This is a genomic window from Treponema sp. R6D11, assembly GCF_054786075.1.
Window position 1 is genome coordinate 1 of sequence record NZ_BDHD01000400.1, and the last position, 1,153, is coordinate 1,153.

The window sequence follows — 1,153 nt, forward strand, 5'->3', positions numbered from 1 at the left end:
GGATAATGGGAAGCGGCGTTGCCTTATCGGGGCTATGCGTCAAACTTTGGCTGATCCAATTGTCATTGTCTCGGAAGAAAAAGACGGCAGAAAGGCGTATCTTTTCATAAAATCCTTTAAAAATATAGAGGATACCCAAAAACATGATTTTATTATGTCGGTCGTCGTAACAATAGACGATGCCAAAATAGCGATTTCGACATATAAAAGGAAGCGGCGGGAAGTATTGAACAAAATAAAAAAGGCTGGTGTCATAGCCTATGAAAAGACTATGGGACCAGCCGGACGAACGGGATAAAACCCGCCACCTAAAATATCGCACGAATTCGACAAAAAGTCAAGTAAATAATTGACAATCGGACAAATACGGCTATGATATAGGAAATATTAGTTATTATAATGACAAAACTTGAACCTATAATCAAACAGATAAAAAACCGCCTTTCTGAAGCACGGAATAAAGCGGCAAGCGAAGTAAATACCGCCATGTTGCAAGCCTATTGGGACATTGGACGAATAATCGTAGAGTATGAACAGGACGGCGATATAAAAGCGGCGTATGGGCAACAACTTTTAACTGAACTTTCAAAAGAGCTGACAAAATCCATAGGTCGGGGCTTTTCAAAGAGCAATCTTTATAATATGAGAAATTTCTATCTGGAATACCAAATTTTCCAGACAGTGTCTGGAAAATTGACATGGTCACATTATTGCGAGCTTTTGGGAATTGCCGACAAAAACGAGCGGGAATTCTATCAGAACGAGTGTGTCAATTCGCTCTGGTCGGTTCGTGAATTAAACCGCCAAATTGAAACAAGGCTGAAAATGATTAGAAGAAAGAGTCAACGAATGTTACGAATGAACACGAATAAAGAAATATTTATTCGTGTTAATTCGAGTAATTCGTCGTTCAAAAAAGGAGACCCCCATGCCTGATAACAATACTTCCGCCATTACCCAAAAAGTGTGGAGCATGTGCGGAGTTCTATACGATGACGGGGTAAGTTACGGCGATTATCTGGAACAGCTTACCTATTTGATCTTCCTGAAAATGGCGGATGAATATTCAAAACCGCCGTACAAAAGAAATCTCGGCATACCTGAAAAATTTAACTGGGGAAAAATTTATCCGCTTTCGGGTGCGGAACTGGAA

Annotated in this window: 3 protein-coding genes; all 3 read left to right on the plus strand. The window is 40.1% G+C overall.

Annotated elements, in window-relative coordinates:
- Positions 1-298: hypothetical protein (locus tag ACYVTD_RS13480; RefSeq protein ID WP_461248250.1), on the plus strand; the 298-nt coding region annotated here is incomplete at its 5' end.
- Positions 299-399: 101 nt separating this feature from the next.
- A complete protein-coding gene (locus ACYVTD_RS13485) occupies positions 400-936 on the plus strand; it encodes a DUF1016 N-terminal domain-containing protein (RefSeq protein WP_461248251.1) in 537 nt (178 codons plus the stop codon).
- Positions 929-1,153, plus strand: a 225-nt coding sequence (locus ACYVTD_RS13490; RefSeq protein ID WP_461248252.1) for a type I restriction-modification system subunit M N-terminal domain-containing protein, incomplete at its 3' end; no start/stop codon positions are given. The genes ACYVTD_RS13485 and ACYVTD_RS13490, both read left to right, overlap by 8 nt.